Here is a 24830-nt window from a genome sequence, read left to right on the forward strand (position 1 = left end):
CGCTTTGTTAAAACATTTAAATCGATACTTCGAAAATCACAGTCTAAGCATCTCTTTTACGAAGGGAATGGTTAGCTTTCGCTGGTGAACGAGGGAGTCTTTATCCAGTCTGTCTAACACATCAAACAAGGTTCTTAAATCTCTTGCTAAACGGTTCAATAGAAAGCGTCCTACATCTTCGGGTAACTGTAGTCCGCGCATAGCGGCCCGCCGTTGTAATGCGGCTAACTTCTCATCATCGGCCATGGGTTGTAACTGATAATTCAATCCCCACTGCATTCGAGATACGAGGTCAGGGAGTGCAAAACCTGAATCATTTGGCGAAACACTCGCACTAACAATCAAAGAACAATTATCGTGCTCTGAAACGCGATTATAAAGATCGAAAATAGCTTCTTCCCAGAGGGGATGGCCCGCAATGGCATCGACATCGTCAATACAGATAAGATCGAGCTGTTCTAAACCTTCGAGAAGCATAGGCGATATGCTTGCATGAATACCCAAAGGCAGATAAAAACTACTTCGCTCTAAATCGTTCGCATGAGCACAAGCGGCATGCATAAGGTGTGTTCGGCCTGACTTGACCGGTCCCCATAAGAAAACGCTTCGATCTGCCCGCCCTTCGGCGCAGGCTTGTAGACTTTGAATGAGTTCGTCATTACCCGCTGCAGGGTAATAACTATTAAATGTTTCATCATCAGGCAGGTGTACCGGTAATGATAGTTGTAAAGGTGAGTTCGATTTCACTCAGATACTTCTCTGTTTCACGCTATGTAACTTAGATACCCATTTTAACATGAGTACCCATGAATTTGAATGACCTATCCTTGCCAGCGATATTCGATGCCGCCGCTCTCATCCGGTGAGAAAGGATCAGAGCCCTGTACTTTATTAAAGGGATCTATGGTTAGGCGCTCTTGTGCATGCACTCTCGGTTCTAAATTCATCAAACGATGAAGGTCCTCTTCAGTTCCAAAGAGCTCTAGCGTATAACGCACTCTGGTCCCATTCAATTGAGTAAGCTGTACAGATTTAACGGCACTCAACTGTTTTAAATACTTCTCAATTGAAACTAGCTGTTTCATATCTGTGATATCGATAAAATCCACGTAACTAGCTATTTCGGCACCGGTATCGGCGATAGCATAACGACCAACATAATATTCACTTACCGTGGATATTATCTCTGTCACCGCAGTATTTATATCACCAACCACATCACGCTTACTCACCAAGGGAGTATGCATCGGCTCCCCCTTTCCTACCGGATATAGAGCCAAATTGTATTTCAAGGGTTCAGCGGTTGTGTCGATGGAAGCCATCACAAAATAATCTGCTTGATAACGCTGAGATGCATCGGCAACTTGATCGGCAAACATTCCCCGAATATCATTCGCCGAGACTTTCATATTATCGTCGAGATCCATTAAGGGAAATAACAGCGGCACTCCCTTAGCTTCTGACTCCACTTGAAACAGATCACGGCTCTCTAATAAAGACTCATCATTAACAATGACTCTCTCTCCTGGAATATCTTCTACAATCCAGGCTAATGTCAGTGGCCTTTGCTTACCCCATACAGGCTGCTGTGCCTCTCTTAATAAGCGGATGATTCGTTTATGGTCAAAACTGACTTTAAGGTAGAGTTCTCCATCCATGTCTTGGTAGCCAAACTGGCTGATCAACGCCGTTGGTTGCTTCACCATAGCGGCAATACTTGGATGGGCCAGGGCCGACTTAGAGCCTGAATTCTTTAATATGACGCTCTTTAGACCCGTTGAGATGGCTTTTTTCCGCTCAGTAGCAGAACGAGAGTCAACGGGTACCAAACTTTCATCAAGTTTGGAAACCTCGGCAGCATTAGCCATGTTTGCTTGTAATAACAAACAGCTGGCAAGTAGGAGCGAAGAGTTTAATAAGGTTTTCAGCATGTTCTACTGTTCTAAAGAAAACGAATTATCAAAATTGTACCACAACTTCTCTATCATCTGAATTCACTTAATCACGATGTAAAGGCATAAAAGATCGAGAAATTGCATACATAATCGGCAAACAGTGACGTCGACCGCGACCAAGCATTCATCATACTGTTAACATTAGCAGGTTTACCCTATAAGAGAATAATAATGAAAAATATTGCACTTGCCCTTCAAGGGGCGCAAATGCTGTTTGTCGCTTTTGGTGCATTGGTCTTAATGCCTCTACTCACAGGCCTGGATACCAATGTTGCTTTATTCACCGCAGGTATTGGAACCCTGTTATTTCAATTAATAACAAAACGCCAAATACCGATATTCCTGGCTTCATCTTTCGCCTTTATCGCCCCAATAATGTATGGCGTTCAAACGTGGGGGCTCCCCTCCACCATGGGCGGGCTGATGGCAGCGGGGGCGGTGTATTTAATGTTAGCCAGTTTGATAAAACTAAGAGGCGATAATTTTATTAAGCGATTATTGCCCCCTGTCGTTGTCGGTCCGGTAATTATTGTTATCGGCTTAGGACTAGCACCTGTCGCGGTCAACATGGCGCTGGGAAAGAGTGGCGATGGCAGCCTGGTACTTGTGGAGCAAAATACGGCACTCATCATCTCGCTATCGGCACTATTAACCACGGTGAGTGTCGCTATTTTTGCTAAAGGCATTGTAAAATTAATGCCCATTCTCGCAGGGATCCTTGTCGGTTATGGACTTAGTTTAAGTTTCGGGATTGTTGATTTCAGTCCCGTAACGGCGGCAAGTTGGATTTCCATGCCTAATTTTGTTGCACCAGAATTTAACTGGCATGCTATCGCATTCATGATACCTGTGGCCATCGCACCTGCTGTGGAGCATATTGGCGACATTCTTGCTATTTCCAATGTAACTGGTAAAGACTTTTTGAAAAAACCAGGGCTTCACCGTACACTCGCTGGCGATGGCGTAGCTACAATCGCCGCTTCAGCTTTCGGTGGACCACCAAATACCACCTATTCAGAAGTGACTGGTGCTGTGACACTGACTAAGTCGTTTAATCCTGTGATCATGACTTATACTGCAATCACCGCCATTATTCTGGCCTTTATCGGCAAGCTTGGTGCACTAATGCAAACCATCCCAGTCCCCGTTATGGGCGGCATCATGTGTCTATTGTTTGGCTCAATTGCCGCTGTTGGTTTAAATGCGTTAATTAAGAATAATGTTGACCTGAATGAACCCAGAAATCTCTGTATTGTAGGTGTGACCTTGGTATTTGGTATTGGCGGTATGGCCTTTGGTATTGGCTCATTCAGTCTGACAGGTATTAGCCTGTGTGGGATCGTGGCGATCACGATGAACTTGCTACTGCCTATGCCTAAAGAGGAAGCAACGGCATAATCAACAATATGGTTCACTAACAGACAAGCAATAAAAAAGCCTTTCGGGAGAAAGGCTTTTTTTATGTCAAATCTTAAGTCAATAATCGCCAGACATCAAAATGACGGAACTCAAGATTATTGAGTTTTCAAGCTATTACGCTTGCTCTTCTGACGGGTATTTTGCGGCAGTTTCGGTGATCAATGTTTGAAGCTCACCTTTTTGATACATCTCAGTAAGAATATCACACCCACCGATCAACTCACCTTCAACCCAAAGTTGAGGGAACGTTGGCCAGTTAGCGTATTTAGGCAGTTCTGAGCGAATATCGGGATTCTGTAAAATGTCAACAAACGCAAATTGAGCATTACAGTTAATCATAATTTGAGCAACTTGAGATGAGAAGCCACAGCTAGGTAACTTAGGAGAGCCTTTCATGTAAACAATGATTGGATTCTCTGCGATCTGCTGTTTGATTTTCGCTACGGTTTCGTTTGTTTCCATTTTTAATTCCTAACTTACACATACAATGATTAATAAACTGACTCTATTGTACTTCAGGTATGGCAAGAACAAAAACCTACTTTTAATAGGGTTATAACGATTCCTATCAATAAGGTATTACTCAGCATACAAAAAAGTGAAAAGAGATCCGAATTGAAGCACTGAATTGACCTAAAGTACCCAATAGAACTTTAGGGAAATTGGCGCTATCTCTTTTAAAATGCTTTCATTATAGCGTTAACCGTTTTTATAGATTGCTATAATCGTAAAATTAATCATACTCTTAATGACATTTTCAAATAGAATTAACGCTAGAAGCAACATATTACAACTATTGATGAGTGGAGAATCGCAATGGCTTTTGAACTACCCGCATTACCGTATCCTAAAAACGCACTTGAACCTCATATTTCTCAGGAAACCATCGAATACCATTATGGTAAGCATCATAATACCTACGTTGTAAAACTAAACGGCCTTGTTGAAGGCACTGAACTCGCCGAAAAGAGCCTCGAAGAGATCATAAAATCATCAACCGGTGGCATTTTTAACAACGCAGCTCAAATCTGGAATCACACTTTCTATTGGAACTGCTTGTCTCCAAATGGTGGTGGAGCCGCAACTGGCGCCGTTGCTAAAGCCATAGATGAAGCTTTCGGTTCATTTGAGGCTTTTAAAGCTAAATTCACCGACGCCGCAGTTAATAATTTTGGTAGTGCATGGACCTGGTTGGTTAAGAATGCCGACGGCTCTGTAGCCATAGTGAATACAAGCAACGCTGCAACGCCATTAACCGATGACAGCATGACACCCATTATGACTGTGGATGTTTGGGAGCATGCGTATTATATCGATTACCGCAATGTACGCCCCGATTACCTCGCACATTATTGGGAACTGGTTAATTGGGACTTTGTGAATCAAAATTTTAGCTAAACTAACATTTTCAGCCGATTTTTAAAGCATAAAAAAAAGGAGCTTATCAAGCTCCTTTTTTATACTCCTTTGGTAATACTCCACGTAATACTCCCCTCCTCCACAGTTGCAACTGTTGCATTTGCAACTGTTTCTCATTGTTTTCATTTGACTTTTTTAATACTAATTTCAGTTATTAGGTCTAAGATTAATACTAGGAGACTGGTTTTCAGTTATCGCTTTCATCTAATTTAGGCGTTTCAGGGGGTGGAAAATGGGCATATTTGAGCATTACCAACAGCGCTACGAAAAAAAGCTCGATGAGGAATATTCATTACAGGATTTTTTGGAGATCTGTAAGAAGGACCGTTCAGCATATGCATCGGCGGCCGAACGACTGCTATTAGCAATCGGTGAACCTGAAGTCGTTGATACATCGAAAGATCCAATACTCAGTCGAATTTTCTCTAATCGATTAATTTCACGATTCCCGGAATTTAAAGACTTTTACGGTATGGAAGAGTCTATCGAACAGATAGTTGCCTACCTGAAACACTCGGCTCAAGGCTTGGAAGAGTCGAAACAGATCCTTTACTTATTGGGTCCTGTCGGTGGCGGTAAATCATCTCTCGCCGAAAAATTAAAAGCACTGATGCAAAAGATACCCATCTATGTGTTAAGTGCCAATGGTGATAGAAGCCCGGTAAATGATCACCCATTTTGCCTATTCAACCCTGAAGAGGACAGTGGATTATTAGAGAGTGAATATAACATTCCGTCTCGCTACCTCAAATCTATCATGTCACCATGGGCCGTGAAGCGCCTGCACGATTACGGCGGAGACATATCACAATTTAAAGTAGTCAAAGTGTTTCCCTCTATTTTGGATCAGATGGCCATTGCGAAAACAGAACCAGGAGATGAAAACAATCAGGACATCTCAGCCTTGGTTGGTAAGGTTGATATCAGACAACTGGAACATTTTGCTCAAAATGATGCAGATGCTTACTCATACTCCGGCGCATTATGCCGCGCAAATCAAGGCTTGATGGAGTTCGTTGAGATGTTTAAAGCACCGATCAAGGTGCTTCACCCACTATTAACAGCGACTCAAGAAGGGAACTATAACGGCACCGAAGGCCTGTCGGCCCTCCCCTATAATGGTATTATTCTCGCGCACTCTAATGAATCTGAGTGGACAACATTCAGAAATAACAAAACAAATGAAGCATTTCTGGACAGGGTTTACATCGTAAAAGTGCCATACTGCTTAAGAGTGTCTGAAGAGATCCAGATCTATAATAAGTTGTTAGCCAACTCAGAACTCTCACAAGCACCTTGTGCTCCCGGAACGCTGGAAACGCTCGCTCAGTTTAGTGTACTGTCACGTGTAATAGCACCGGAAAATTCCTCAATCTTTTCAAAAATGCGTGTCTATGATGGTGAAAGTTTAAAAGACACAGATCCTAAAGCAAAATCCTATCAGGAATACCGCGATTACGCCGGGGTTGATGAGGGAATGCATGGGCTATCGACCCGATTCGCCTTTAAGATCTTATCTAAAGTCTTTAACTTCGACCATAGTGAAATTGCAGCAAATCCGGTCCATCTTTTCTATGTATTGGAACGACAAATTGAGCAGGAGCAATTCCCGACTGAACTTGCCGAGCGTTATCTTGAGTCTCTGAAAGGCTACTTAATACCAAAATACGTTGAGTTTATAGGTAAAGAGATACAAACGGCCTATTTGGAGTCCTATTCAGAATACGGTCAAAATATTTTTGACCGCTATGTCACCTACGCAGACTTCTGGATTCAAGATCAAGAGTATCGAGATCCTGAAACGGGCCAATTGTTCGACCGCTCGGCACTCAATGCAGAGCTCGAGAAAATTGAAAAACCTGCAGGAATTAGTAATCCTAAAGACTTCAGAAATGAGATTGTTAACTTTGTACTCAGGGCGCGTGCCAACAATGAGGGCTCGAATCCATTATGGACGAGTTATGAAAAGCTTCGAACTGTCATCGAGAAGAAGATGTTCTCCAACACAGAAGATCTTCTGCCCGTCATCTCATTTAATGCCAAAACATCTACCGATGATCAGCGAAAGCATGATGATTTTGTAAATCGTATGATGGAAAAAGGCTACACCAAAAAGCAAGTCAGATTGCTTTCAGAATGGTATCTGAGAGTTAGAAAGTCTTCTTAAAATAGACATTCAGGGAGCATTAACTGCTCCCTACAATGACTTGGGAGGTGCGCATGGCGAATTTCATAGATAGACGACTCAATGCTAAGGGAAAAAGCACGGTTAATCGTCAACGGTTTATCAACAGATACAAACAGCAGATAAAAAAAGCTGTGAGTGATGCTGTCACTCGACGCAGTGTTACCGATGTTGATAAGGGTGAAAAAATCGGGATCCCGACGAAAGACATTAGTGAACCTTCCTTTCATCAAGGACAAGGAGGAGTTAAGGAACGGGTACATCCGGGCAATGACCAATTTACCAGAGGAGATAAAATCGAGCGACCACCTTCTGGCACAGGACAAGGTTCCGGCCAGGGAGATGCGTCCGATTCTGGTGAAGGGCAAGATGATTTTGTTTTCCAGATCTCTAAGGATGAGTACCTTGAGTTATTATTTGAAGATCTCGAGTTACCCAACTTACAAAATAATCGTCTAAACAAATTGGTTGAATACCAAACCTATCGTGCAGGCTTTACCAATGATGGTGTGCCGGCAAATATCAATATTGTTCGTTCACTACGCTCATCATTAGCACGCAGAATTGCAATGACCTCCTCGAAGAAGGCCCAACTTAGCCTGCTAGAGAAAGAGCTTGAAGAGCTGGAAAATACACCTGGAGCAGAAGCGGAAAGAATTCTACTCATCAAGGAGCAGATAGAAGAGCTAAAGCAGAAGATAGACAGGGTTCCCTTTATCGATACGTTTGATCTCAGGTACAACAACTTCGCCAAACGCGAGATACCTTCGAGTCAGGCTGTCATGTTCTGTCTGATGGATGTGTCCGGTTCAATGGATCAGGCAACTAAGGATATGGCCAAGCGCTTTTATATTCTGCTCTACCTTTTTCTAACCCGAACCTATAAGAATCTTGACGTTGTCTATATACGCCACCACACCCAAGCTAAAGAGGTTGATGAACACGAGTTTTTCTATTCACAGGAAACAGGTGGCACTATTGTATCGAGTGCATTAAAACTCATGCATAAAATTCAAAAAGAGCGTTATCCGGAAAGCGAATGGAATATCTATGCAGCACAGGCATCTGATGGTGACAATTGGGCTGATGACTCCCCCGGATGTAAACAGATCCTTGAAAAAAACCTCCTTCCTGTGGTGAGATATTTTAGTTACATAGAGATCACTAACCGCGCCCATCAAACACTCTGGCGGGAGTATGAAAACCTCCAAAAGTCGTTTGATAACATCGCCGTCCAGCATATTAAACAGGCGGAAGATATATACCCGGTATTTAGAGAACTATTTAAGAAGCAAGCAGTTTAAGGGGGCGCTATGGATGCTAAAAAAAAGAGAACTCCACTCGATGACGGGCCCGATTGGAACTTCGAGCTACTTCAGTCATATTTAACTGAAATCGAAAGAGTGGCTGCACATTATAAGCTTGAATCTTATCCAAACCAGATAGAGGTCATAACAGCCGAGCAGATGATGGATGCTTATGCCGGCATAGGCATGCCAATAGGTTATACCCACTGGTCCTTCGGGAAAAAGTTTATCGAAACGGAGCAAAGCTATAAACGAGGACAGATGGGCCTGGCCTATGAGATAGTGATCAACTCAGATCCCTGCATCGCCTACCTTATGGAGGAGAATACCATCACAATGCAAGCCCTTGTGATGGCGCACGCAAGTTTCGGCCACAATAGTTTCTTCAAGAATAATTATCTCTTTAAAACCTGGACCGATGCCAGTTCGATTATTGACTATCTGGTTTTTGCGAAAAACTATATTAGTCAATGCGAGGAAACACACGGTACAAACCAAGTTGAGCTTATCGTCGACTCCTGCCATGCGTTAATGAACTATGGCGTCGACCGCTATAAGCGTCCGAGCGAAATTTCATTCAAAGAAGAGCAGCTAAGACAAAAAGATAGAGAGGAATACCTGCAGAGCCAAGTCAATGATCTATGGCGAACCATCCCCTTCACTCCTCATGATGATATCGAAAAGGAAACATTCAACTTTCCTGACGAGCCCCAGGAAAACATTCTCTATTTTATTGAGAAGAATGCCCCTTTGTTAGAACCCTGGCAGAGAGAGATAGTTCGGATAGTAAGAAAAATGGGCCAGTATTTTTATCCTCAGAAACAAACTCAGGTAATGAATGAGGGCTGGGCTACCTTTTGGCATTATACGATTCTCAACCATCTCTATGACGATGGCGTAGTTACCGATAGATTTATGATGGAGTTTCTTCAAAATCATACCAATGTCATTGTACAGCCTAGCTACAATAGTCCCTACTATAGTGGGATAAACCCGTACGCCTTAGGGTTTAATATGTTCGTGGATATAAGGAGAATTTGTGAGTCCCCTACCGAAGAAGACAAACTTTGGTTTCCTGATATTGCTGGCAGCGATTGGTTAGAAACATTACATTTTGCAATGCAAAACTTTAAAGACGAGAGCTTCATCAGCCAATATCTTTCACCTAACATCATCAGGCAGTTCAAGCTTTTTAGCATTCTTGACGATGATAAAAAAAACTACCTGTCAGTCTCTGCCATCCATGATGAACAAGGGTATAAAGATATCCGTCAGATGTTGTCGCAACAATATAACCTTTCCAATATCGAGCCTAACATTCAAGTTCAAAAAGTGGATATTACCGGAGACCGTTCATTAACACTAAGGTATGTACCGACTAACAGAATCCCACTAGCCAAAAGTCGCCATGAAGTCGTGAAGCACCTACATAGACTCTGGGGATTTGATGTAAGACTCGAAGAGTTTAACGAAGAGGGAGTGCAAAATATCATTGCCTCTTGCCCGGATAAACAAGCCGAGGAGTAATACCAATCGGTATAAAGGTGTGGTCACTCAGCGAGAGTTTAGCGCTTGTGAGGCAAGGCAACGAGTGAGGAACATAGTTATTCTACGTTTAAGCTCGTTAACGCCGTATCGGAAGCGCTAAAACTCGCCTTTCAGGAGTGTTTTTGGCTGCCTACTTCTGTGTTGAATGAGTTCAAAAGGGCTCACCATTCTCTCACTCTTTCGCCTTGAATTAAGCAGCCAAAAATAACTCTGAGTTGACCACTTTCTTATACCGATTGGTATATGTCACCGGTATTCTGAATCTGATATCAGTTTACAGATATAAAAAAAGCGCCTATTGGCGCTTTTTAATTTCAATGTCGCAACTTATGCGAATTTGAAATCGATGTGCTCAATAAGGCCCTTGAATGCATGACGCTGCATTGCCTGAACACGTACTTTAACGTCTTTACCATCAACTGTGATAGTTAGGTCGCTTGAGTAGAAATCAGCATTTTCTTGGATATTGATGATATCTTTATGGTCGAACTTGATAGAGATAGGCTCTTTACCAGCACCATAGATAACAGCAGGAACTTTGTTCGCATGACGTAGGCGGCGGCTCGAACCTTTCCCGATTTCAGTGCGGATTTCAGCTGCGATAGTATAAGACATAGTTTACTCACTTAAATAAAATAAATTTCAGATAGCCCTCATTTTCGACCAACGAAGACTGTTTTTAAAGCGGCAATATTCTAACATAACATACATCAGCTAACAAACTGTTTAATACTAAAAGATTAAGTTCAACATCCTACCAAGTACGAACCGGACCGGTATCGACATGAATAAACCCAGACTGAGGATAATACCCTACTCCACCTAACTTTAACTCTATGGCGGCTTCACGCAGATGACTCAAATTTACATCTGGGATCGCAATATCCATCGCCATTCCCTTCATATGGTAACTCTTCTTCGCTACACCATTACTTTTTGAGGCTAACATAGCATTGGTTTTAGGCGACCGATATCCTGAGATCACATTAAAGTCCTGATCCACATTTAACGATTCTTTTAACTTAAACAGGAGATCATATAATCGTTTATCCATGGGGGCCGACTCATTGCGCCTATGATCTCGTAAAATATGACTGAAATCCGATAGGATACCACTTTGATAATTTCCATCTACCCAATAGCTTCCTTGCCCACGCTCCCCGGTATGTAAGTTACGAAAACCTAAGCTTCGCACTCCTGTAGTCGATCGACTTGCCTGTACTTTTGAGGGGATCATTGAAAACATTGCAACGCCACCAAGGCCTAACAACAACTGCCTACGGGCTGGACATACTATTGACACACTACCACCACTGCCTACTTTTTAATCACGAATGCCAATAAACTAAACGTTATTGGCGGTGAAATCAAGTTAACGAGACAAGCGATAACGACGTGAGGATTTGCTTTGAACTATCGATTTTCGATTAAAGCAAGGTTACCTGTTGAATTTTGGTTATAAATATCATTTCTAAATTGCGAGTCCCCTTCACTATCTATCCATGCGGTCCAGTATACTAAATGTACGGCTAAGGAGTCATCGAGAGAAAACCATTGTGTTTTTTGCCTCTCAACTTGCATATCTACCCAGGTTTGCTTATCCCTGACTAAATTCGATGCCATCCAATTTGCCAGGCTCTCCACATTTTCGACCCGAATACAGCCAGATGACAACGCTCTGTTAGACTCTTCAAACAGAGATTTGTCGACGGTATCATGAAGGTAAACATTGTAGTCATTTGCAAAGTAAAATTTGTACCGCCCTAATGTATTCTCTTCACCGGGTCTCTGTACCAATCGATACGGAAAGCGGCCTTGGGCTAACTCTTGCCACTCATCAGGGCTTTTCTCAATGATCACGCCTTTAGCATCGAACACATCAAAATTTCGTTGAGTAATATAGCTACCATTCTCTCTCACCTTAGGTAATAGATCTCGCCAAAGCAGGCGTCTGGGTACCCGCCAACTGGGGTTGAGAACAACATTAGATATTTGACTACTCAACATGGGAGTTTGACGATAGGGTTTACCGACAATGACCCTGGATTTTAGCTGTATCTCATCATGGTCAACGAGTACCATCTCAAATGCCGGGATATTAATCAGTAAAAATCGACTATCCAATGAGGCTAAGTAACTGGATTTTTTTAAGAAGTTGTTTGCTAATAAACGCGCTCGATTCTTAGGCGAAGCATTCAACCATCTCAAGGTCTCAGGCCCTATTATCGCATCTTGCTTTAAACCATGTCGTCGCTGGAAACGCAGTAAACTAGTTGCAAGTGTTCGGTTCAGTTGCTTGTTGTTTCTGTCATAGCTATCTAAATCGCCTAGCATGTTGAGCCGAAAACTTATCTCAGGTATCGATTTATGATAATCGCCCTCTTTAAGCCAGCCACCAATAACAAGTGGTTTCCAGGGATAATGCTCGCTTAGCCATAGCAAGTAACGCAGTCTATTGCTAACGGGAAGGTAATCACTCGAAGTGGGTTCTAAAGAGATGGCACGTTGGTAAAGATCCTCTGTGTCATCTAGCCTATTGGCATCATTAGGAATATTTTTATTTTGCCAAAAATATTTCAAGTCAGCTTGAATACCGCCGACTCTGTCGAGTTTCTCCTGCACTGTACCGCTTCGTAATATTCGATAGGAATCTTCAGACTGCTTACTTGGTCTGACTAAGTTTACTAGCTGTAGCTGATAGCGTAGAGAGTTCAGCCCGGCATCGCTTCTGTCCATTGCTGCAACTGGAGTTACATACAGAACCAATAGAAAGCCGGTGCATATCAACCAAACAAGATTTCTTAGCGCCATAATTCCCCTCTCTAATATCAAGCACAGGGTGAGTAATCGTCATACTTTCCTGATGCAGTTGATACAAGTATGGCAAAATTTAAGGCATGCGAGGAAAATACACAGAAGAGATTTGAAACGGAATAAATCAAAAAAATGATGGGCCGATGAACAAAAAAACTTTGCTCTATATTCATCGGCCACGAAAGATAACAATTAAATCAAGGAGCCTTTGAACTTTGAGTAGCCCTGGTGATCAAGGTCTTACCTGTGCTTGGTACATACCTAAGCTGCCAATGCTCTACTTTAGAGCGATTATCGGAGATATAATCATAGAAACAATAAGTAGACTCATTTGGCGTACCATCACCTTTATATAATTGACCACCAGCATACCAATAGACTATGTCGGTTTCAGGACCAAAATCATCGGCAGCCCCCAGGTTTCTAAGCACGTACTCATCCCCTTCCATCAAACCTGTCCAGATTTGCCTGCAATTATCTCCGGTTAATACAGTGCCATCGCCACCGTTTTTCGTACTCAACGGGTAACCCGTCTTACTCGAATCCAATGTCCCATCGCCATAACAAGCCAAATCTTCCACACGATTACTGGCTCCCGAAGCGGCCCAACAGCTGTGGTACAGACTCACACCCGAACGAAATGCGCCAAAAGCACCTTTAGCCGCCGAGTCATGTGCATCTTGCCCCAAACTCATAAACTTAGGGAGCGCCACGACAGACAAAATTCCCAAAATAATGATCACGACAACAAGCTCTATCAGAGTAAAGCCCTTAGAAATGGTGTACTTCATTACCACTATTACCTTTAATCACGTTAACAGCCAATAAGATATACATTATACCGCTATTGAGTTTCCAGCGTCACGAGAAACAGAGGGATAATCCTCCTTAAAAGCCATCAACACAAATTAATCGCTACCGTGCATGAATACTTCAACATGAAAGCCTGCAAAATGTAACAACAGCGAAACAAAAGTTACATAGCGATGAGGTGTTGGGACTTTCGCACATGGCTCACCGCTCTTGTAAACTATGGTTGTCATGGAGAGTGAATTGGCCCTGCATTATTGAGAGTGCGAAGGATTTTAAATCCATATCTTCACCTTCATCATTCTGCAGGTACAAAAAACTGACGCAAGTCAGGGCTACTGTTCATATCAAAGAGAATGATGGTACCCGAAGCCCTTCTTGTAATAGAGAGTGAACTGGCACGTGTATTTCAACGGCGCGAGGGATTCTAAATCCATATAATTACCTACATCATTCTGCAGATACAAAAAAGCCCTGACAATAAGTCAGGGCTTGAATGATGGTACCCGAGGCCGGACCAGCACCGGTACGTGTATATCAACGGCGCGAGGGATTTTATTATTTGCTTCTTACATACTGAATTTGGAATACAAAAAAGCCCCAACTTTCGTTGAGGCTTTCATGCTCAATCTCTAAGAGAATGATGGTACCCGAGGCCGGACTTGAACCGGCACGCTTATTCAGCGAGGGATTTTAAATCCCTTGTGTCTACCGATTCCACCACTCGGGCAAACTCGTTGATTCTGATGATACGTATTATCGATAGTTAATACTGTTTGCTCTTATTCAAAAACAAACTCACCACAATCTAATATGGAGGCGCGACCCGGAGTCGAACCGAGATCGACGGATTTGCAATCCGCAGCATAGCCATTCTGCCATCGCGCCATATTTTCTTGCAATTCTCAAGAGAGAATTTGGAGCGACATATCGGGTTCGAACCGATGACCTATACCTTGGCAAGGTATCGCTCTACCAACTGAGCTAATGTCGCTTTAAACTTTTTTATCTTCAGTAGGTTTTGCATTGCTGCTTTCCCCTGACTGCGAAATGGCATTCTACCGATTTAGGCACAAGAGTCAATCGCATATTTGATGATAAATGACTGCTTGCACACTAAATAGTCTCATTGCATTTTAATTATCCGATTCAGCAGTAAGATCGCCCCAGGCGGCAAGAATGTAACTCATCATAGACCAGAAAGTCAGCACGGTTGCGACGTAGAACAAACCATAAGCGGCGTAAGTTAGAAAGTCATTCGGTTTCCAAATCAAACCAATGATCGCAATCATCTGGGCTGCTGTCTTATACTTGCCAATCCAAGAAACGGCCACAGCGCCCCTCTTACCTATTTCAGCCATCCATTCTCTCAATGCTGAAATAACAATTTCTCTACCAATCATAAAGAGCGCCGGTAGTGTCAACCACACACTATTATACTCGGCTACAAGTAATACGAGTGCTGTTGTTACCATTATCTTATCAGCAACCGGGTCTAAGAAGGCACCAAAGCGTGTAGATTGCTTTAGCTTCCTGGCAGCATAACCATCGAGTGCATCGGTAACTGCGGCTAACCAGAAGACGAAGGCAGCAACAAAGGGAGCCCATGAGTATGGTAAATAAAAAATAACCACGAAAACAGGCAGTAAAAACAACCTGAAAAGAGTTAACGCTATAGGTATATTAAACGGCATGAGAAAACCAATAGTTTAAAAGCAGCGACAATCTTGCCTTAATTTTACTAGCCTCGCAATGAATCATGTATCGTTTGTGCCATTTCTAAACTAATACCGGGTACTTTAGCCAATTCAGCCACACTTGCGCCCTTAACTTCCTGTATACCACCTAAATATTGCAAAAGCGCTTTACGGCGTTTAGGTCCGACTCCGGCAATAGATTCTAAGGTGGAGGTATTTCTTGTTTTCTGACGCTTATTTCTGTGGCCGGTAATGGCAAAACGATGTGATTCATCGCGAATATGCTGAATAAGGTGTAATGCTCCTGAGTCGGCCGGGATAGTGAAAGATTGCTCATTTTCACCATATATCAACGTCTCTAATCCAGGTTTTCTTCCTTCACCTTTCGCAACACCAATCAGCATTGGTGTTTTGTCTATATCGACAAATTTTTCATCGACAATTTTCTGTGCGATACGAAGCTGACCCGTTCCACCATCGATGAATAACAGATCGGGGATTTTGCCATTTTTATCGATTTTATCAAATCGTCTCGTTATCGCCTGCTTCATAGCGGCGTAGTCATCACCCGGCGTGATCCCATTGATATTGTAACGTCGATAATCCGCTTTATTGGGCCCCTCTCGATCAAATACGACACAAGACGCCACGGTACTCTCTCCCATTGTATGACTGATGTCGAAACATTCCATCCGTTGGATAAGTGTCGACACTTCCAAAGCTTCTTCAAGTAACAAGAAACGTTGCTCAACCGTATTTTTATGGGACAAACGAGTGTTCACCGCATTTGTTGCATTCGTCACCGCGAGTCGTAAAAAGTTTGCTCTTTCACTGCGGACATTAGTTTTAATCTCTACCTTCTTCTCGAGCGCCGTCTGTATTGCCCGCTCCAACTCAGGAAGGTCATCAAACCCATGGCTTAATAGTATCTCTTTAGGCACGGTCCGCTGACTATCTGAGTTTAGATAAAATTGGATCATAAATGCACTGAGAACTTCATCTAATTCAGTTTCCGCGGGGACACTTGGATAATAGCTTCTACTACCAAATATTTTACCTTCCCGAATAAACAAAAGATGAAAACAAGCGACTCCTGAGGCGTAGTAAGCGCCAATAACATCCATATCGCCGGAGGTGTTTGACACCTCTTGCTGCTCTGCCACCCTCCTTAAGGCGGCTATTTGATCTCTGTAACTCGCCGCTTGTTCATACTCCAGAGCCAGCGCAGAGGCCTCCATCTTAGAAACCAGTTCGGTCATCACCTGCAGATCTTTTCCTTTCAGGAATAGACTCGCCAACTTGACCTGCACGGCATACTCTTCATCACTGACTTTATTCACACAGGGAGCACTACACCGACCTATTTGATATTGCAAACAGGGGCGCGAACGAGATTTATAATAGAGGTCATCACACTGACGAATGGGGAAGATCTTCTGCAACAAATGAAGGCTCTCCCTTACCGCGCCGCCATTTGGGTAGGGGCCAAAATAGCTGCCTTTATCCCTCTTCGGGCCGCGGTGATACGCTAACCTTGGATGCTTGTGATCGCTTAATAATATATAAGGGTAGGATTTGTCATCCCGAAGCAAAACGTTATATCTCGGCATATACTGCTTGATATAATCATTTTCGAGAATAAGGGCATCGGTTTCGCTGTGGGTGACTGTGACATCAATATTGGCGATATGTGAAACCAACGCCTGAGTTTTTACATTCGGCAGATTGACGCGAAAATAGGAACTCAGCCGTTTTTTTAAGTCTTTAGCCTTACCGACATAGATAACGGTCCCCTCTTCATCATACATTCGGTAAACACCCGGCGATGAGGAGACGGTTTTTAGAAACAACTTTGAATCAAATGTAGAGGGCATAGTATTCAAACAGAGTATTAAACATGGTACTCAAATAGAGTGTCGACTAAAACTGACCGGTATCCAACATTTTATAACGAATGGCCAGTCGAGTCAGTTCTACATCCCCACTGATACCAAGTTTTGCAAACAACCTATATCGGTAGCTATTCACTGTCTTGGGACTTAAATTAAGCTGCTCGGAGATATCATTGACCTTCTCACCGCTGGTGATCATCATCATGATCTGCAACTCTCGCTCCGAAAGTGTTTTAAAAGGATTCTCTTCCGTTTGATTAAACTGGCTTAACGCCATCTGTTGCGCAATCTCAGGTGAAAGGTACCTTTGGCCGTGTGCAACTTGTCGAATAGCTTGAAGCACTTCCGGAGGCGTCGCTCCCTTTGTAAGGTAGCCAGATGCTCCAGCTTGCATCACTTTTGTAGGAAACGGATCTTCGGTATGGATAGTCAACACAATAATTTTAGCATGAGGTTGATAACGAAGTATTTTTCGAGTGGCTTCCAGACCGCCGATACCGGGCATATTCATGTCCATCAAGATAACATCGGCTTCGTTACTACGGCTCCAGTGAACAGCAGTTTCACCATCCCCCGCTTCCCCCGTCACTTTTATTCCACGTTCATCTTCAAGGATACGACGGATCCCCGTTCGAACTAACTCATGATCATCAACCAAATATACTGAAATCAACTGATATTTACCTTAAAAGTAGAGCGATGAATCAAACTCGATTCACAATCTTATTTACTCGTAATTTAGCCCATTAATGATCAATAGGAAAGCGGTATTTATAAGAATGTAACATAATGAATTTTAAGTAAACTATTACAAAAAACTATTGACAGGTAACAGTCAAAGGAGATGCTGCATAGTAATTAAAGTCTATCCTATTGGAGAGTATGATTTTCTATCTACCTATCACCCATCGAATTATCAAGCTAAATCATAGTTCAAGACTTAATCATGCCCAACCAGACCTATACTAATTGACTAGTTCAACTTTATGACAAGAAGTGTAGCCCTTAGCCTGACTCACGTTCAGAAATCGAGGCACGAGATACCGATCTTATAACTGGAACCCCAGAGTTCAATTCCATGTCCTTTTAAAACGAAAAAGCCCCTAACATTGCTGTTAGGGGCTTCATCTGAATATGGCGGAGAGATAGCTGATTTATACAAAAGGAACCCTAGGGTTCAACTTCTGACTATACGAAAAAGCCCCAGCATTTCTGCTGGGGCTTCATCTTAAATGTGGCGGAGAGATAGGGATTTGAACCCTAGATGGGCTACAAACCCATGCCGGTTTTCAAGACCGGTGCATTCGACCACTCTGCCATCTCTCCGAACGAGCGATATAATAGCGCCCAGCCCCTTATGTGTAAATACCTATCTTACCACCAGCCAATTGAATGCTCATTTGAGCATCAAGTTGATGTCCAATTGTCCAAAGTGACACACTTTGAATGGCTATTGTTCTTAATAGCCTAACCTACAACACTAAAGTGGTGATCATTCAGGCATGGTTTCACCTGAACCACCGGCTTCACTCGGCATATCTTTCATTTTCGGTAAACCGTCTTTAATAGGTAAAACACTTTCTTGATAATGAACATGAATACCCGGCTCAAACTTAAGTGATGGAATACTTGCAGCAAATACATCAATTAAATTCATTGTCGGGTGTTCAGTCATAATGTGTCCGCCACATTCACTACACCATTTGCGCGTACTACCGGGAGTCTTATTAAAGCTGGAAATTTTATCGGCACCGGCAGTGATGCTAATAGCTTCGGGCTCCCATAGGGTAAATGCATTTACAGGTCCTGCCGACCACTTTCGGCAAGATTCACAGTGACAATATCCCATGCCATTTGGTGTACCCTTAACAGTAAATTGAACCGCTCCACAGAAACAGCTACCTTGAAAACTTGGTTTCGCACTCATAATGTCATCCTCTATATAGCGTAAGATTATTGATAAGTGCTTTGAAGTGTAGTCTAAGAGGGGGCAATTTAAAGAAACTCGCAACTGCAGACTTGCTGTGCTGGCTTCCGACAAAAATGCGCTTAGCTTTGCCGTTGGTAGAAAGGTTTCTTCGTTGAACTATAGCCACAATGACTATCCGTCGATGCCCCCCTAATCCTCATAGTAAACTAAGCTTGCCGGCCTCATGAACCAGTTGTGCCGTATTTCGTGCGTTCAAGGTCTGTTTGAGCACTGAGAGGTGATAATCCACTCCCCGCAGAGTCAGGTTAAGCAGCGATGAGATCTCCTCTCTATCTGCTCCGTTGGCAAGGTGGGTCAGTATATAAGCGGAAATTGGACTGATGATGTTGTAATCAACTAAGGGGTTGATCTCAATTCCATGATGAAGTGCAATTTTGGTTTGAAGACGACTCAAGTAGACCTCTACCTCATCAATCCTGCCCAGCAGATCGCTCACCTGTTCTGATTTATGCAGTATTAGATTAAACCGCCCCGTCAGCTGAGGTGAGACGGGGCATGAAACTGAAACTGTCACTATGCCTTCTATCTGTTGGCTATCCAGATATCGCTTCATTCCGCGAGGCAGTGTCCTATTGGACCACACACAAACTGAATGACTGTAGAGCTGGCCAACGACCTCCTCCATATTCTTTAAAAACAATACCTTTTGCCGCCATAAGCTTAGCCCCTTCAGCGAGCTTGCGAATAACTTACGACGTTTAGTGAAGTTGCGGATCAGATGTTTATGACTGCCCATTTTCCGCCCCCAATCTGAGGGGGTCTGAATATCATAGCAATAACAGATCTCATCTACCTGAAGGTCTTTACACCCTTGTTGCAAAAAAGAGCTCAGCGCAGCGGATAACGGTACCTGAGTCATATCTCCTCCCCTCTTATCATTGCCACTATAACATTTGCTTTCCAGACTACAGATAACTACAACTTAACCGCTGCCACCTGTTTTTAGCTCGTCACTCGATGGCTGCAGACGACACTTGAACACCTGTTGTTGCTTATGCTTAATGCGGTGTAAAAGTTGCTTTGACACCTCAAAAGCACTTCCCTCAAGTGGTGCCTGCAGTGGCTCCTCAGCCTCCTCGAAGTCACCAAGCTGCCTTAGCAACTCCGCAGCCAGTAACCTCTCCTGCACAGAATTCATATCCAGTATCATCAGCAGATCTTTCATATTACTTCTCTCTCGAGCGCTCCACTCGACCGGAATTGTCTTTTCACGGCGATACTTATGGTTTGCCAACTGCCACAAGTTCAGCCGAATATACAACTGATGCTCTGAGGGTTGCTGACCATACCTCTCGAGCAGGAGCCAGAGTCCCTCTTCATCCAAAGCGAGATATTTAAGTGCGCTGTCAGCACTGTTAAACGCAGATGTTTTCAACTCGGGCAACCATACTTCGGCTTTGCAGTGTCCACACTTAACGAGCAATGGCTGCTGTGGAACCATAGGACTATCGACATAACCATCACTCCACAGTGTTGCAGTTCGTGCATTCACTTCGAGTAACGGCCGAAGAGTGAGGCTACCACCACAATGGTTACACTCTTTGTAAATCTCTGTTCCATATTTCATGATTTAAAACTCCAGTACGTTAATCCCCCTGCAAACACCATTGGCCATTACCGACCCAGCACAGGCTTGCGCCGAAGGTGATATCGACACAAGCCAAATGTTCAGGGTTTGGTAAGCCCCTAGAACAGTAGACACTTCATAGAGTTATAATGGACCAAAAATATGAGGTGTTACATGCGCGGAAAACGATATCCCGACGAGTTCAAAATCGAAGCAGTTAAACAGGTCACAGAGCGTGGTCACCAGATCGCCGATGTGGCAGAAAGATTAGGCGTCACTCCCAAAAGTTTGCACAACTGGATTAACAAGTTTGATAAGCCAGAAAAGCAACACATCACCATTGATAATCAGCAAGACGAAATACGTAAACTGAAAGCGGAACTACGTCGGGTAACCGAAGAGAGAAATATCCTAAAGGAGGCCGCCGTGTACTTTGCAAGCGAGTCAAAGAAAAGTACACGTTCATAAAGTCCAGGCTCAAGCAATATCCTGTCAGAACCCTGTGTCGAATACTTGATGTTCACCACAGTGGCTTCTATGCGTGGCTAAAGGAGCCTTTGAGTAACCGAGAAGCTGAAGATAAAAGATTGCTAGGTAAGATTAAGCAATTTTGGCTGGAGAGTGGCTGTGTGTATGGTTATCGAAATATTACATTGGACCTCAAGGATGACGGTGAATCGGTTGGTAAAAATCGTGTGCATCGCATTATGAAAGCTGCTCAGATTAAGGCTGTACGAGGCTATAAGCGTAATCCAAGCTTTGGTGGTGGCGATGTTAGCCATACAGCACCAAACACGCTAAATCGTGGCTTTGATGTCGCTAAGCCTAACAAAGTTTGGGTGACCGATTTTACTTATATCCGCACCCATGAAGGTTGGTTGTATCTAACTGTTGTGATCGACCTATTCTCACGACAAGTTGTCGGTTGGACGATGAAAAGCACACCTAAGGCGGACTTGGTTATTGACGCGCTATTGATGGCGATATGGCGACGTTCTCCGACCGAAAAGGTACTGATACATTCCGATCAAGGTGTGCAATATACCTGTTCAGACTGGCGTAGTTTTCTTAAAGAACACAACCTTGAAGCAAGTATGAGCCGCAGAGGAAACTGTCATGATAACGCTGTTGCAGAGAGCTTTTTCTCACTCCTAAAGAAGGATAGAGTTAAGCGAAAAGTCTACAAAACCAGAGACGAAGCACGCTCTGAAATATTTAACTATATAGAATATTTCTATAATCCAGTTCGACATCATGGTAGTAATAACGGACTGTCTCCGATGAAGTTCGAAAAGCAGTATTTTGAGAAACTAGAAAGTGTCTAGATAACTAGGGGCTTACCACTTTTGTAAGCATCTGAGATTACAGGTTAATTTTTTTACTAACAAGTGTAAACGCGCACAGTTTGAGCAACTTTCCTCAAAAGTTGCGTTTGCCACCACCTTCGACAAAGAGTCATAAGACCACAGGTAGACAAGGTTTACCGCGGCACTCTCAAAATTTGTTAGATACAACAGAGGGGTGATGTCGGTCAGTTCCATCGTCAGGTGTTCTACAGAACTTTACTCATTAGCTATGGTATGGCAAACAGATATGCGGTAACGCTAGCAACAACGGGCCAGACGAGTGTAACTAGCAGCCTGATTGCTCTTGTTATGTGTCGGAGTCACAAGCAAAAACAGACTCATGCCAGTATGCTTCCCTATTACCGTAGAACCACGACTCATTCTGTTTACTTCTAAACTGTGCCAATGCCTTCATTGGAATGCCGTATCTGTTAAAAAGTGCGATGAACTCCCTTAGTGGCTCGTCACTTAAACAATCACTTTTCAACTCCACATGTAATTCCAGACCCTGGCCAAATACATTTATTACATCTTCGATACTCGTTAACCAAGAAAAGAATGCAGTTTCGTCACCTTGCGAACCATACGCGATTGCATCAATTATAAGTTCTTTCATCTTGTCTCTACTTGACATGGGCTAGACACATTATGCCTCATTACGAGGATAAAAATTGTGGGCTAAAATACGAGCGAAGCGAGATAGTCCGTTTTTTTTAGCACTTTTAAATGACTTGTATGTGAATTACCCCATACCCAAGTCGTTTACAAAATGAGACTTAAGGTTTATTTCATTAGCAGGAATATTAAAATCTCGATAAAGAAAACACTTTACTGTTTCGTAAACTTCTTCAAATTCAATTTCATTCCCATTTTGCATTTCACAAGCATTCGCAACGTAAACTACAAAGTTACCTACAACAGCTAAACCTTCTAAATCTTCATCTGGTAAAGTAATCGAATAATGCTTTTCAATAGATATAATAAACTCGACAGCATCTAGACCCATTGCAATTTACCTATTCACATAACTCCTAGCTCATCGGGAGCCGCTTTTTGGCGATCCGGTGCTGCGCCTTGTTAAATGGTGCTTTATAGGACGTTCAAACCACCAGTAGAGCACCAAGACTAATACGAAGTAAACTGTATTACTGACAAATATAAACCAACCGAATACTAGTGCAGGAAAAACCAAATAGCTACGCCTGTTAATGTATACACAAATCGCTATAGACAGAAAAACGAGAGGAACCATTAAATATGCGCTAGTAATAATGATTGGGTAAAACACACTGTCTTGATCAAAGAATGATTGCCAACCAGCATACGTCACTGGAAGGTTCGGTAAGATAACGTAAGCAGAGTATAATGCTACAAGTGTTATGCTTGCTGCGATTAGTTTATTCGGTTTAAGCACAATACTTCCTTACCATTTAACGACGCCAGTAGGGGCCTAAAAACCAGAGCGAAGCGGCGGTTTTTAGGCCCCTCTGGCCGACCTTGTTAGGAGCCAACTGCAAATACACTATAGTCATAAGTGATCGGCTCATGATTCCCCCCCCACTCTTCGACTAAAAATGAATCATTTAAGTATATTGGTAAATCATGATCAGTCTTAAGATTGCGAGCGGTTACTCTAAATTTTATTCGAGGTTTAAAATCCAAAAAACAATTTTTACACTTTTCTACAGCGACTATTTCAAGCCGTAGCCCTGCCGGAATAGTTGTTCGCGACTTTACAAACCTATTATCGGTTCCGGGTGGCAGTGAAAATGAGTAAAAAACAGGGTTTTCCACTGTATGATCCTCTTCCGTCCATCCATGGAGGATAACCTTCTCTTTAGAGGTGACAATTAAACCCACAACTTCAGAATATGGTGTAATGGTACTTACATCATCAAAATCTACGGTCCCATAACCTGAGACCGTAATAGCCGCAATTATTATGGTCCCTGAAATCATAGCTACAAGTGCTATCACTATGACTCTAAACAAAATTGTCATTTAGGATCCTAACCTTTGTATAGTGCGCATTCGGATATATTTGGCAAAACGCGTATGCGCACTAAATTAACCTATTAACTAAGCCCAATTTTCACAAAACCATTGATTTATAATCACTCTATCAGAGTGATGCTGAAAAAACGAGCAAACGTAATCGAAAGGTGCGATTGATACAAAGGTGTTGCCCAGTGCGATCAGCTAGTGCCATTAATGGATTAGTAAAGGTAGGCCAACTGATTGGTTATTTACCTGTGCAGCATACAAGCTGAAACTCACAATGGGGCATGAACATGTTAGCAAACAGCCCAACCACTTATGGAAAAGAGAGTTAGATCTAGCGGTCAACATTGATAATTTTCGGGTTTACCCGCTCATAGAAAACCGGAATTGAATAATGACTCTTTAACTGAAAAATCAGACATATGGCTAAACTAGTCTTATGTCATTTATGCAACCGGGTATCAAAATCTGAGTTATACATCAACAGATCTATCCCCTCTTTTGGATTGAGCTTGAGGGCCGAACAGTACTGCACAAATTCATAGACGTTAAGCTTCCGCTGGCATGTCTCAATTTTTGTGACGATCTGAAAAGGTTCATCAAGAAGTATGCCGACGTCTCGCACAGTCAAGCCTTGCTCACGGCGAGCATTTTCCAACCAGCTAATTACTGACTCGTATTGGGTATTGTTAATTACTTTATCATAGTAGTCCCTATTATAGGGACGACCCGTACCGTCCCCGAATCAGGGACAGGATATTGACTTTACATAGAGAGAATGATGCCTAAAGAACACACTCTGCTAGCTCGATGTGGCGCGATGCAAATGATTTTAAATGCTGAACACGGGTTAAAACCTAACAATGGTGTTTTAGCTTAT

General features: G+C 42.8%; 22 protein-coding genes and 4 tRNA genes. 6 read left to right on the top strand and 20 right to left on the bottom strand.

Features of this window, described 5'->3' with window-relative positions:
* Window positions 1-36: 36 nt before the first annotated feature.
* Both hda and SSED_RS12785 read right to left on the bottom strand, forming a co-directional pair.
* On the bottom strand, window positions 37-747 hold the full coding sequence (hda, locus tag SSED_RS12780; protein WP_012142785.1) for a DnaA inactivator Hda: 711 nt from the start codon (window positions 745-747) through the stop codon (window positions 37-39).
* A 74-nt stretch (window positions 748-821) separates the two neighbouring features.
* Window positions 822-1931 carry a DUF2066 domain-containing protein gene (locus tag SSED_RS12785; protein ID WP_012142786.1) on the bottom strand — a complete coding sequence of 370 codons (1110 nt, stop codon included), beginning with the start codon at window positions 1929-1931 and terminating at the stop codon, window positions 822-824.
* A 195-nt stretch (window positions 1932-2126) separates the two neighbouring features.
* On the opposite strand from SSED_RS12785, the gene SSED_RS12790 reads away from it, so the two are divergent.
* Window positions 2127-3353 carry a uracil-xanthine permease family protein gene (locus tag SSED_RS12790; RefSeq protein WP_012142787.1) on the top strand — a complete coding sequence of 409 codons (1227 nt, stop codon included), beginning with the start codon at window positions 2127-2129 and terminating at the stop codon, window positions 3351-3353.
* A 135-nt stretch (window positions 3354-3488) separates the two neighbouring features.
* On the opposite strand, the gene grxD is transcribed toward SSED_RS12790, so the two are convergent.
* A complete protein-coding gene (gene grxD, locus SSED_RS12795; RefSeq protein ID WP_012142788.1) occupies window positions 3489-3836 on the bottom strand; it encodes a Grx4 family monothiol glutaredoxin in 348 nt (115 codons plus the stop codon).
* 354 nt (window positions 3837-4190) lie between these two features.
* Between grxD and sodB the strand changes: the two genes are divergently transcribed.
* The 4 genes from sodB (at window position 4191) to SSED_RS12815 (ending at window position 9812) form a co-directional block, all read left to right on the top strand.
* Window positions 4191-4772, top strand: coding sequence for a superoxide dismutase [Fe] (gene sodB, locus SSED_RS12800; RefSeq protein ID WP_012142789.1), 582 nt, complete (start codon window positions 4191-4193; stop codon window positions 4770-4772).
* A 253-nt stretch (window positions 4773-5025) separates the two neighbouring features.
* Window positions 5026-6960: a PrkA family serine protein kinase gene (locus tag SSED_RS12805; RefSeq protein WP_012142790.1), complete on the top strand. Its 1935-nt coding sequence runs from the start codon at window positions 5026-5028 to the stop codon at window positions 6958-6960.
* A gap of 53 nt (window positions 6961-7013) precedes the next feature.
* Window positions 7014-8282 carry a YeaH/YhbH family protein gene (locus SSED_RS12810; protein WP_041421677.1) on the top strand — a complete coding sequence of 423 codons (1269 nt, stop codon included), beginning with the start codon at window positions 7014-7016 and terminating at the stop codon, window positions 8280-8282.
* Window positions 8283-8291: 9 nt separating this feature from the next.
* Window positions 8292-9812 carry a SpoVR family protein gene (locus SSED_RS12815; RefSeq protein WP_012142792.1) on the top strand — a complete coding sequence of 507 codons (1521 nt, stop codon included), beginning with the start codon at window positions 8292-8294 and terminating at the stop codon, window positions 9810-9812.
* Window positions 9813-10160: 348 nt separating this feature from the next.
* On the opposite strand, the gene rplY is transcribed toward SSED_RS12815, so the two are convergent.
* From rplY to SSED_RS12885, 14 genes are all read right to left on the bottom strand, one after another.
* Window positions 10161-10448 carry a 50S ribosomal protein L25 gene (gene rplY / locus SSED_RS12820; RefSeq protein WP_012142793.1) on the bottom strand — a complete coding sequence of 96 codons (288 nt, stop codon included), beginning with the start codon at window positions 10446-10448 and terminating at the stop codon, window positions 10161-10163.
* A 139-nt stretch (window positions 10449-10587) separates the two neighbouring features.
* The gene (mepK, locus tag SSED_RS12825) at window positions 10588-11136 is read right to left on the bottom strand and encodes a peptidoglycan L,D-endopeptidase MepK (RefSeq protein ID WP_012142794.1); all 549 of its coding nucleotides are present in this window, start codon (window positions 11134-11136) and stop codon (window positions 10588-10590) included.
* 110 nt (window positions 11137-11246) lie between these two features.
* Window positions 11247-12644, bottom strand: a complete 1398-nt coding sequence (locus tag SSED_RS12830) for a L,D-transpeptidase family protein (RefSeq protein ID WP_012142795.1) — start codon at window positions 12642-12644, stop codon at window positions 11247-11249.
* A gap of 200 nt (window positions 12645-12844) precedes the next feature.
* Window positions 12845-13438, bottom strand: coding sequence for a type II secretion system protein (locus SSED_RS12835; protein WP_012142796.1), 594 nt, complete (start codon window positions 13436-13438; stop codon window positions 12845-12847).
* A 663-nt stretch (window positions 13439-14101) separates the two neighbouring features.
* Window positions 14102-14187, bottom strand: a tRNA-Leu gene (locus SSED_RS12840).
* A gap of 84 nt (window positions 14188-14271) precedes the next feature.
* A tRNA-Cys gene (locus SSED_RS12845) sits at window positions 14272-14345 on the bottom strand.
* Between the two features lie 30 nt (window positions 14346-14375).
* Window positions 14376-14451, bottom strand: a tRNA-Gly gene (locus SSED_RS12850).
* Between the two features lie 142 nt (window positions 14452-14593).
* Window positions 14594-15151, bottom strand: a complete 558-nt coding sequence (gene pgsA, locus SSED_RS12855) for a CDP-diacylglycerol--glycerol-3-phosphate 3-phosphatidyltransferase (protein WP_012142797.1) — start codon at window positions 15149-15151, stop codon at window positions 14594-14596.
* Between the two features lie 47 nt (window positions 15152-15198).
* Window positions 15199-17028 (bottom strand): excinuclease ABC subunit UvrC, encoded by a 1830-nt coding sequence (gene uvrC / locus SSED_RS12860; RefSeq protein ID WP_012142798.1) that lies wholly within the window; start codon window positions 17026-17028, stop codon window positions 15199-15201.
* 46 nt (window positions 17029-17074) lie between these two features.
* Entirely contained in the window at window positions 17075-17719 is a 645-nt protein-coding gene (gene uvrY, locus SSED_RS12865; RefSeq protein WP_012142799.1) for a UvrY/SirA/GacA family response regulator transcription factor, read from the bottom strand.
* Window positions 17720-18281: 562 nt separating this feature from the next.
* Window positions 18282-18372 (bottom strand) — tRNA-Ser (locus SSED_RS12870).
* A gap of 166 nt (window positions 18373-18538) precedes the next feature.
* Window positions 18539-18973 carry a GFA family protein gene (locus SSED_RS12875; RefSeq protein WP_012142800.1) on the bottom strand — a complete coding sequence of 145 codons (435 nt, stop codon included), beginning with the start codon at window positions 18971-18973 and terminating at the stop codon, window positions 18539-18541.
* 199 nt (window positions 18974-19172) lie between these two features.
* Window positions 19173-19895, bottom strand: a complete 723-nt coding sequence (locus SSED_RS12880) for a helix-turn-helix transcriptional regulator (protein ID WP_012142801.1) — start codon at window positions 19893-19895, stop codon at window positions 19173-19175.
* Between the two features lie 63 nt (window positions 19896-19958).
* A complete protein-coding gene (locus tag SSED_RS12885) occupies window positions 19959-20603 on the bottom strand; it encodes a hypothetical protein (protein ID WP_012142802.1) in 645 nt (214 codons plus the stop codon).
* 174 nt (window positions 20604-20777) lie between these two features.
* Here SSED_RS12885 and SSED_RS12895 point away from each other — a divergent pair.
* A protein-coding gene (locus tag SSED_RS12895; protein WP_086022444.1) for an IS3 family transposase occupies window positions 20778-21928 on the top strand; the annotation gives its coding sequence in 2 pieces (ribosomal slippage) (window positions 20778-21015 and window positions 21015-21928; 1152 coding nt in all).
* 328 nt (window positions 21929-22256) lie between these two features.
* Here the strand turns inward: SSED_RS12895 and SSED_RS12900 are convergent.
* The 3 genes from SSED_RS12900 to SSED_RS12910 form a co-directional block, all read right to left on the bottom strand.
* Window positions 22257-22565, bottom strand: a complete 309-nt coding sequence (locus SSED_RS12900; protein WP_150104338.1) for a hypothetical protein — start codon at window positions 22563-22565, stop codon at window positions 22257-22259.
* Between the two features lie 126 nt (window positions 22566-22691).
* Window positions 22692-22955, bottom strand: coding sequence for an acyl carrier protein (locus SSED_RS12905; protein ID WP_012142803.1), 264 nt, complete (start codon window positions 22953-22955; stop codon window positions 22692-22694).
* Between the two features lie 494 nt (window positions 22956-23449).
* Window positions 23450-23950 carry a hypothetical protein gene (locus SSED_RS12910; protein ID WP_041421680.1) on the bottom strand — a complete coding sequence of 167 codons (501 nt, stop codon included), beginning with the start codon at window positions 23948-23950 and terminating at the stop codon, window positions 23450-23452.
* Between the last annotated feature and the right edge of the window lie 880 nt (window positions 23951-24830).

The sequence above is a fragment of the Shewanella sediminis HAW-EB3 genome (genome assembly GCF_000018025.1).
GTDB classification, from domain to species: Bacteria; Pseudomonadota; Gammaproteobacteria; order Enterobacterales; family Shewanellaceae; genus Shewanella; species Shewanella sediminis.